This is a genomic window from Demequina litoralis (assembly GCF_030418455.1).
In the GTDB taxonomy this organism is placed as follows: Bacteria; Actinomycetota; Actinomycetes; order Actinomycetales; family Demequinaceae; genus Demequina; species Demequina litoralis.
Genome location: NZ_JAUHPW010000013.1, coordinates 68,419 through 76,777, shown reverse-complemented (window position 1 = coordinate 76,777; position 8,359 = coordinate 68,419). Strand labels below are relative to the sequence as shown.

At 73.9% G+C, this 8,359-nt stretch carries 8 protein-coding genes; 6 read left to right on the top strand and 2 right to left on the bottom strand.

Translation table 11 applies throughout. The features are described 5' to 3' along the window. Positions 1-298: 298 nt before the first annotated feature. Positions 299-1,147, bottom strand: a complete 849-nt coding sequence (locus QQX09_RS13945) for an alpha/beta hydrolase (RefSeq protein ID WP_301135876.1) — start codon at positions 1,145-1,147, stop codon at positions 299-301. A 177-nt stretch (positions 1,148-1,324) separates the two neighbouring features. Between QQX09_RS13945 and QQX09_RS13940 the strand changes: the two genes are divergently transcribed. The 6 genes from QQX09_RS13940 (at position 1,325) to QQX09_RS13915 (ending at position 7,805) form a co-directional block, all read left to right on the top strand. Then, positions 1,325-1,882: an RNA polymerase sigma factor gene (locus tag QQX09_RS13940; protein ID WP_301135873.1), complete on the top strand. Its 558-nt coding sequence runs from the start codon at positions 1,325-1,327 to the stop codon at positions 1,880-1,882. Further along, the gene (locus tag QQX09_RS13935) at positions 1,879-3,369 is read left to right on the top strand and encodes a hypothetical protein (protein ID WP_301135870.1); all 1,491 of its coding nucleotides are present in this window, start codon (positions 1,879-1,881) and stop codon (positions 3,367-3,369) included. The genes QQX09_RS13940 and QQX09_RS13935 overlap by 4 nt, the downstream gene beginning before the upstream one ends. A 56-nt stretch (positions 3,370-3,425) precedes the next feature. Then, positions 3,426-3,977 carry an RNA polymerase sigma factor gene (locus tag QQX09_RS13930; RefSeq protein ID WP_301135867.1) on the top strand — a complete coding sequence of 184 codons (552 nt, stop codon included), beginning with the start codon at positions 3,426-3,428 and terminating at the stop codon, positions 3,975-3,977. Further along, the gene (locus QQX09_RS13925) at positions 3,974-5,548 is read left to right on the top strand and encodes a hypothetical protein (RefSeq protein WP_301135865.1); all 1,575 of its coding nucleotides are present in this window, start codon (positions 3,974-3,976) and stop codon (positions 5,546-5,548) included. The genes QQX09_RS13930 and QQX09_RS13925 overlap by 4 nt, the downstream gene beginning before the upstream one ends. Before the next feature lie 65 nt (positions 5,549-5,613). Then, entirely contained in the window at positions 5,614-6,132 is a 519-nt protein-coding gene (locus QQX09_RS13920; RefSeq protein WP_301135863.1) for a sigma factor-like helix-turn-helix DNA-binding protein, read from the top strand. Then, positions 6,129-7,805, top strand: coding sequence for a hypothetical protein (locus QQX09_RS13915; RefSeq protein ID WP_301135861.1), 1,677 nt, complete (start codon positions 6,129-6,131; stop codon positions 7,803-7,805). The genes QQX09_RS13920 and QQX09_RS13915 overlap by 4 nt, the downstream gene beginning before the upstream one ends. Here QQX09_RS13915 and QQX09_RS13910 read toward each other — a convergent pair. After that, on the bottom strand, positions 7,802-8,341 hold the full coding sequence (locus QQX09_RS13910; protein ID WP_301135860.1) for a M48 family metallopeptidase: 540 nt from the start codon (positions 8,339-8,341) through the stop codon (positions 7,802-7,804). The genes QQX09_RS13915 and QQX09_RS13910 overlap by 4 nt on opposite strands. Positions 8,342-8,359: the final 18 nt, after the last annotated feature.

Below are 8,359 nucleotides of genomic sequence, written 5' to 3'. Positions count from 1 at the left end.
TCTCTATGCTACTCGACCGAATCGATCTCGCCAAATCGCCTTGTGGGCTATGTGGTGAGTTCGTCCTCTCGAGCGGCTCTCCATATTACACCCTTTCGTCCGGTTCGCTGACCGGCCCGAAGGGGGCTTCTGGAGCCTCGTCGCCTTGCGTTTTCCCTCTCGGGCCCCGCGTTGGCGACTCGGAATAAGTTACACACATGTTTCCGCGTTGTCCAACCGGAACGACGATGACTTGGTTACCCCAGGTAGAACGGCCCGGCGCGGCAGGTGGTGGGCCTGATGCCCGGCCGGTCGGCCCTCAGGGGCGCTTCTCGACGGAGGTGACGAGCCAGTCGAGGAGCGTCTCGGCGTGCAGCAGGACGGAGATGTGCCCCTCCTCCGGGAAGAACCGCTGTTCGGCGCCCGGGATCGCCCCCACGAGCCACTCCCCGTGCGTGTACGGGACCACCCGGTCCCTCCCGCCGTGCGCGATGAGCAGCGGCACCGCGCCCGCACCCTCCACCGCGAAGCCCCACTGGCGCACGTAGGCCAGGTCGTCGTCGACCATGCCGTCCGGCCCGAGCTCGAGAGCGGCCTTCACGATCCCGGTGAACCATCCCCACTCCCCGGCGAGGGCGGCGTTGTCCTCCGGCGTGAAGCTCTCCGGATCCCATTCCGCGGCGACCTGGGCGCGCAGCGCGGCGGGGCCGAGCGCGGCAGCCTCGAGCTCGAGACGACCGCCGTTCGCCATGCCCCCGTACCAGTCGAGCCCTCCGGCCTCGAAGGGTGCGAGCCCCGCGATCGAGACGCACGCGCGCACGCGCGAGGGGATCAGCGCTGCGCAGGCGAGGGCATGCGGGCCCCCACCCGAGTGGCCCACCACGGCGAAGCTCTCGATGCCCAGCTCGTCGGCGACCGCGGCGACGTCCTCGACCACATCCGCCACACATCGTCCCTCCCGGCGCGTCGAGCCGCCGTATCCCGGCCGGTCGATGGACACCCAGCGGATGCCACGGTCGGTGGCCGGCTTCATGAGCGGACCGGGCGGCTGGCCGATGTTCGGGGTGCCGTGGTGCCAGAAGAGGACGAGGTCGGCGTCGTCGGGGCCGTCGGTGTACCAGCGGACGGTGCGGCCGTCGGGGCGTTCGAGCTCACCATCCCGCGTCATGAGGCGACAGTAGCCGGAACGGCGCTGAGTTCCCCGCAGGAGTTGAGAACCTTAGGAAACCGTCGGTGGCTTCCCCGCAGGAGGGTCGGGGTGGATTCGGGTGCGGCGACCCTGCGGTTCCTGCCGTCCCTGCGTCTTGAGCGGTGACAGGATGCACCGCAGGCAGGGGGAGGAACCGTGAGCAGGTGGTCGGAGACGCTCGACGCGCTGATGCGTGAGCGCGGCAGGGCCCTCTACGGGTACGCGTTCGTCCTCACGGGTGACGCCGCCGATGCCGACGACCTCCTCCAGGACGCCCTCGTCCGTGCCTTCAAGCGCGGCCGCGGCCCCGAGGACGTGGCCGCCGCACACGCGTATGTGAAGCGCGCGATCCAGACCGCGTTCATCGACACCCACCGCCGCACCAGCGTCCGGCCCCGGCGCGACGGCCGCGACGCGGACCGCGTCCTCCAGGACCCGACCACCGCCAGCACCACCCGCGACGCCCTCCACGAGGCCGTCCTGTCGCTGCCGCCCCGCGAGCGCGCGTGCATCGTCATGCGGTACTTCGATGGGCTCGCCTCGCCGGCGATCGCGGAGGAGCTGGGCATCTCGGCCGGCACGGTCCGCGGCTACCTGACCTCCGCGATCGAGAAGCTGCGCCGTACGCACGGCGACTTCGGGCTCGACCCGACGGACGCCGTGGAGGGCGGAGACGAGCACGTGGTGATCACCTCGAAGGGAGGCGCGCGATGAGCAACGAGCTGATGGAGTCCCTCGCGCGGCAGGCCGAGACCGGCGGCGCGCTCTACGACGGTCGCGGCGGCGTGGACGATGCGGTGGTCGCCCCGGCGCGGCGCCGGGTGCGGCGCGCGCGGACGATGCGCACCGCGGGCACGCTCGGCGTCACCGCGCTCGTGCTCGCGGGCGGCGTCGCTGCCGCGCTCGAGTGGCAGGGGCAGCGAGCGGACGTGGCGCCGGCGATCACCGACGTGCCGGTGGTGGATCCCGACGCGATCACGGCGGACGACCTGCGCGCCGGCACCATGGAGCGCACGCTCGACGACGGCCGCACGGGCCAGGCCGGGGTCCTCTGCACCATGACGGTGAAGGACAACCCCTACGCGGGTGCGAACTTCAGCCGCGCGGACTCGTGCCCCGCGGTGTGGGTCGCCGAGGCGCCGCTGGTCGAGCTGACCCGGGCCGACGTCGTCGTCGGTGGGGACGGCACCGTGCGCGTCGCGTGGGAGCTCGCCAACGTGTCCGGGGGCCCGATCGCGGTCGACCGGGGCACGATCGGCATCGCGATCACCTCCGAGCCGGACCGCGTCATGAGCGGCGAGGGGTACACGGCGGGCGACCGCCGCCTGATCGCGCCGTCGCTGTGGTCCGACCGTGGGAAGCGAGTCGTGCAGATGGAGGGCGACTCCGACCTGCTGGCGCTCGGTACCGGCGACCTGCTCGACGGCGACGTCGTCCTCGACCCGCAGATGTTCACCGGGCTCGGCACCGAGGGCCTCCTCGAGGGCATGTCGGACGGCACCGTCCACCCGACCGTGACGCTTCAGGTGCGCGTCGCTCCCGCGGGCGCCGCCGGGACGGACGAGCTGTTCCTCGAGGCGAGCGCGGTCGCGACGACCACCGGGAGCATGGACCCCGTGCCCGTGTCCTTCGAGGGGCTCGAGCCGCGCACGCGGGGCGAGACGCGGGACGATGCGCAGGAGGCCCTCGTCTGCCACGTGGGCGAGGCCGAGAACCCACGTTTCCAGCCCGACGACGGCGACGGGATGGCGAACTGGTCCACGCCGACCTGCGAGGCGGTGTGGATCCCCGGCGGCAGGCTGCTCGAGCTCACGGACGTCGGCATCGCGCAGCAGGGCGAGCACACCAGCGTCTTCCAGTGGTCGGCGGTCAACGTGTCCGGCCGCGCGCTCGATCTCGACGAGGCGTCGGCGGGCGTGAGCATCGACCTCGGCGACGTGGGCTACGTCTCGAACTCGGACGGCGTGAGCGTGGGCTGGACCCCGTGGAACGACGACTCGCGGCGCCACGCGCTGCTCTCCTCGGCAAGCGAGCCCGTGACCGTCGCGCCCGGTGACCCGATCACCGGCGAGAAGACGTTCGAGCGGGACGACAAGGCCCTCGATGCCCACGGCGCGGTCTTCGTCCGGGTGGTCCGCGAGGACGACGAGGATGGCACCCGCGAGCTCCTGCTGGAGCTGCCCTGGTCCCTGGCCGGCTGACCCTGGGCACCCGTCGCCCCCGGTGGGAGAATCGGAGGCAGCGAAGGGTATGAGCCGTGAGGACGTGGGCGAGGACGCTCGACGCGACGATGCGCGCCGACGGCGCCAGCCTGCTCGCCTACGCGCGCGAGCTCTGCGGCGACCCGGAGACCGCTGAGCGTCTCCTCGAGGACGCGCTGACCCGCACGTTCGCCCGCGCGCGTGTCCCCGAAGGCCGGGACGATGCGCGGGGCGCCGTCCGTGACGAGCTCCGCCGCGCGGCGGTGCAGCTGGATGCACCCGCGGGCGAGGCACGCGAAGCCGCCGACCCGTTCGCCCCGCCCGGTCCTGTGCTCCCCCTGGACGGAACCGACGCATCGTCCACCCGCGCGGCCCTTGCCGCGCTCACGCCGCGCGAGCGCGCGGTGCTGGTGATGCGCTACTCCGACGGCCTCGCGGTGCCCGCCATCGCCGCGGGGGCGCACCTGCACGAGGCCGCGGTGCGCGACGCGCTCACCACGGCGGTGACGCGGCTGCTCGCGCTCGAGCCGCGGCTCGGGCTGCGCGTCGAGGACGCGCTCGAGGGCGGGGTGCTCGACAGCGCCGCCGTGACGGTGGAGGCGGGATGAGTGCCGAGCTGCTCCGCGCGCTCGCGCCCCTGGCGGAGGCGGATGCGGAGGCGCCGCATGCCATCGCCGGACGCGCGCGCTCCCGGGTGCGGCGCCGCAGGCGCCTGAGGCTCGCGGGCTACGTCGCGGCATGCGCCGCGTTCCTCGGGGTCGCGGGTGCCGTGGCGGTCGTCGGCGGCACGGGGAGCGGCACGGGGGGCGGCACGGACGGGGCCACGGCCTCGACGGGGACCGGCGCGCGCGTCTCCGAGGACCAGGCGACGCTGCGCGGGACCGAGATCATCCATGCCGAGGAGCTGCTCCGCGGCGCCGCGTCACGCATCCGACCCGCGGACCGCACGCCCGCGCGCCAACCCGCCGTCGTCTGCCGCGGCACCACCGATCAGGACCGCCCGAAACCATGCCGCGCGCTGTGGGTCGGCGACGCGCCGCTGCTCGTCCTCGACCAGGAGGAGACCCGGCTCACCTTCTACATGACCGAGGACACGCTCCGCGTCGACGTGCGCTGGGCCCTGCGCAACGCGAGCAGCCGCTCCATGCTGGTCGACCACGGCGATCTGCTGGTCGCCCTGGTGACGGACCCGGACGCGGTGTCCACGGCCGCGAAGATCGACGACCGGACCTTCCGGGGCGACTCGCTCTGGGCGGACGACCGCGAGCGCATCGCTCTCGACGGCGAGCGCCGGTCGCTCGAGCGGCTGTACCCGGGCGGCACGATGCGTGGGTGGACGACGTTCTCCGTACCCGCTGCGCCCGCCTCGCGCGAGGCGCTGTGGGACATCGCGACCCGTGCGGCGGCGGGCACGTTGACGGTGCAGATCGGCATCCCGCACGAGCGGGGCGTCACGCAGCCGAGCACCGCGCTCATCGCCGAGGCCTCGATGCCGGTGGGACGCATCGATCAGGCGATCGCCGCCGACCATCTCCTCACCTCCTTCACCACCCCGCGCGCGCGAGGCGAGGAGGCGGGCTCCGGGCGGCAGGCCGCGCTGCTGTGCGACGTGCCGAGGGGCATGCGGTCGTCGACCTTCGAGAACTACAGCATCCCCTACCAGGCACGACAGGTCCCGTGCGCGCCCGGCTGGGTGGACGGCCCGGTGCTCGCCGACACCGGCACGGCGGAGCTGCGCGCCGGCACCCCCGCCGACACCCTCGTGTGGGACGTCACCAACGTGTCCGGCCGGACCCTCCAGCTGTCCCGCCTGCAGCTGATGATCGAGCCCGACCCGGACGGTCTGCGCGCACGCGGCGACGGGCTGACGCTGCTCGGCACCGCGGCGGTGACCCCGAGCAGCGCGTGGCTCGCGAGCGGGCGACGGACGGCGTGGCTCACGAACGTCTTCTACGACTACCCTTTGCACGCGGGCGCGACGCTCGGCGGGCGGGACCGGCTGTTCCCGGGGATGCTGTCGTCCGGCACGATCGTCGACGCCGACGCGATCGTCGGCTCCCTCGCCGACGGCGGCAGGGCCACCGCGATCGCCGCGGTGCCGTTCCTCGACGACCCGTCGCGCGTGCTGCTGCTCGAGACGCCGCTCACGCTCCTCATCGACCCGTTCGCGTCGCCCTGACCGGTCGCGCCTCCTGCCGCGTCTCGCCGGGGCGTGCCAGACTCCCCCGTGACCAGGGGGGTCATGTGAACGAGCGCGCACGGTGGCTGCATGCCGTGGTCCGCGAGCGCGGCGAAGCCCTGTACGCCCGTGCGCTGCTGCTCACCGGGGACGATGCGGCGGCCGGGGACCTCGTGGGGCTCGCCCTCACGAACGGGCTGGGCCGGGGCCACCGCCCCGAGTCCGACGAGGACGCGCAGGCGATGGTCCGGGAGGCGCTCCACCGTGCGTTCCGGCGGATGCGCGGTGAGGAGCCTGCCCTGGTGGCGGGCGAGCGTGCCGCGGGCGAGCCGGATATCCGCGAGGCGCTGCGGCTGCTCACGCGCCGCGAGCGCGTCGCGATCGTGCTGCGCTACGTCGACGGCTTGTCCGCGAGCGCGATCGCGCGCCAGGTCGGTGCGCCGGTGAGGGCCGTGCGGGCCGACCTCGCCTCCGGTGCAGGCAGGCTCGCGGCGGCGCGGCCCGACCTGCGGATCGACGTCGACGATGCGGTCGAGGGCGGCATCGAGGAGGCCTTCTCGATCACCATGGACGGCGCCCGATGAGCGCGAGCTTCGAGGGGGAGCTCGCTCGCGAGGAGGCGCGCGGTCGCGCGGCAGGCGAGGATGCGATCGCGGCGGTCGAGTCCCGGGCGCTCGCGCGGCTCGCGCGCGGACGGACGATGCGGCGCGGGCTCGTGGTGGGGGTCTCGGCGGCGGTCGTCGGGATCGCGGCATGGGCGATCACGTCGACGACGGAGCCGTCCACGCTTGCCGCTCCCGGCTCACCGATGGACGCGGCGACGGCGGTGCCGTCGCCCGCCCCCGAGGTGAGCGACCTGCAGGACCAGGACTCCGACCTCCGGCTTGCCGGCGGCGACCTCACCGCCGAGGCGCTCATCGCGAGCGCGTCGCCGCGCACCCTCGGCGAGGAGCCGGAGAGCCCCCGGCAGGCGGCCCTCCTGTGCGACACGGATGCCACCGCCTATCCCTGGAACGGCGCGTCGGCCACCGAGCCCACGGCCCGGGAGGTCGAGGCGTGCGAGGCCGTTTGGGTGGGCGACGGGCTGGTGCTGGCGCCCGAGTTCGCCGACGCGCGGATGCTCTCGCGCGTCGGCGAGGACGGCGCGACGGTCGTGCTCGACTGGCTCCTGCAGTGGGTCGACCCGGGGTCCGCGACGGCGCTCACGGTCGACGAGGCAGCGATCACGGTCACGCTCGCCACCGACCAGGACACGCTCTCGGCGCCCGCCCCGCGCATCGGCGACGCGTACGTCGGCGAGTCGCTGTGGGTGTCGCCCACCCGTCGCCTCGCGGTTCTCGGCGGCGCCACCAGCCCCCGGACGATGAGCCCGGAGTACGCGGCGCTGGTCGGCGGCGTCGAGCTCGCCACGGCGGCGCCGGGCGAGGCGCTGCACTCGGAGCAGCTCTGGGCGATCGCGTCGGGCGAGGTGGTCCCGCAGGTGGTGCTCCAGGTGAGGATCCCGCCCGCCGGCGGAGCCGCGTCCCAGGAGCTCATCCTCGAGCTCGAGATCGTGCCCGACAACCGGATGTGGGGCGACGCGGAGGTCGCCGGGCTCTCCGCGGAGGCCCTCATGGTCGGTGTCGAGCCGCGCTCGCGGGACGATGCCGCGGATCCGGACCGCCAGGCCGCGTCCGTATGCGAGCTGGCCCACGCCGCATGGTCGGGGACGGCCTACTTCGGGCCCGACTGGTCGCCGGTGCTCGACGCGGTCGAGTGCGAACCCGTGTGGCTGGGGCGCTCGTTCTTCGCGTCCGCGCCGCGCGCGGAGGACGCCTCCGAGGGGATGCCCGCCACGTACGTCCAGTGGCTGCTCACCAACACCACGGACGATGCGGTGCGCGCGGGCATCCCGCTGCTGCTGGTGGAGACACGGCCCGAGCGCGACGCGACGCCGGCGGCGCTCACCGTGTTCGACTCGCTGGCCGCGACGCCGAGCGCGTGGACCGAGGACGGCCGCCGCATCGTGCCGCTGAGCGACATGTTCGGCGGGATCATGACGCAGCACGTGCAGGCGGGCGCGTACCTGGCCAACGCCGCCAACATCAGCGTCGAGTCGCGGCTGCTCGGTCCCGAGCGCGATCCGGCTCGGGTGCTGCGCTCCGTCAGGAACGGCGCTCAGGCCACCGCGCTCGTCCCGGTGCCGTTCGGCGACGACGCCTCGCGGGTCCTCGTGCTCGAGGTGCCGATGGGCGACACGCTGCGCGGCTCGCCTTAGTCGACCTGGCGGCCGTTGAGCTCCGCGCGATGCTCGCGCCAGCCGGGCAGGTGGCGGTCCATGACCGCGTAGAAGCCGGGCCCGTGGTTGCCCTCGATGAGGTGGGCGAGCTCGTGCACCACGACGTACTCGACCAGGTGGTAGTCCTTGCGCGCGAGCTCGACGCTGAAGGTCACCGACCGCTTGGCCTTGTTGCAGCTGCCCCACCGCGAGTGCATGATCCGCATGCGCCAGGCGGGGTACGGGACGCCCATGCGAGGCACCCACTCGTCGAGCATCGCCTGCAGCAGCGGCCGCAGCTCGCGCCGGAGGGCGTCGGCCTCGGGGCCGGGCGCGAGGGGCGCGGGGTGGTCGAGCGCCTCGACCTGCTTGGCCGCGATCCAGTCCGCCTTCGAGCGCACCCACGCGTCGATGTCGCGCTGCGGCATCCGCAGCGGCGCGCTCACCCGCACCTCCCCGGTCCCCTGCCGCACCACCATCCGCACGTTCTTCATCCGCTTGCGCGTGAGCGTGTAGGGCGGGACCGGGCCGGGCATGCGGAAAGCGTACGCGCG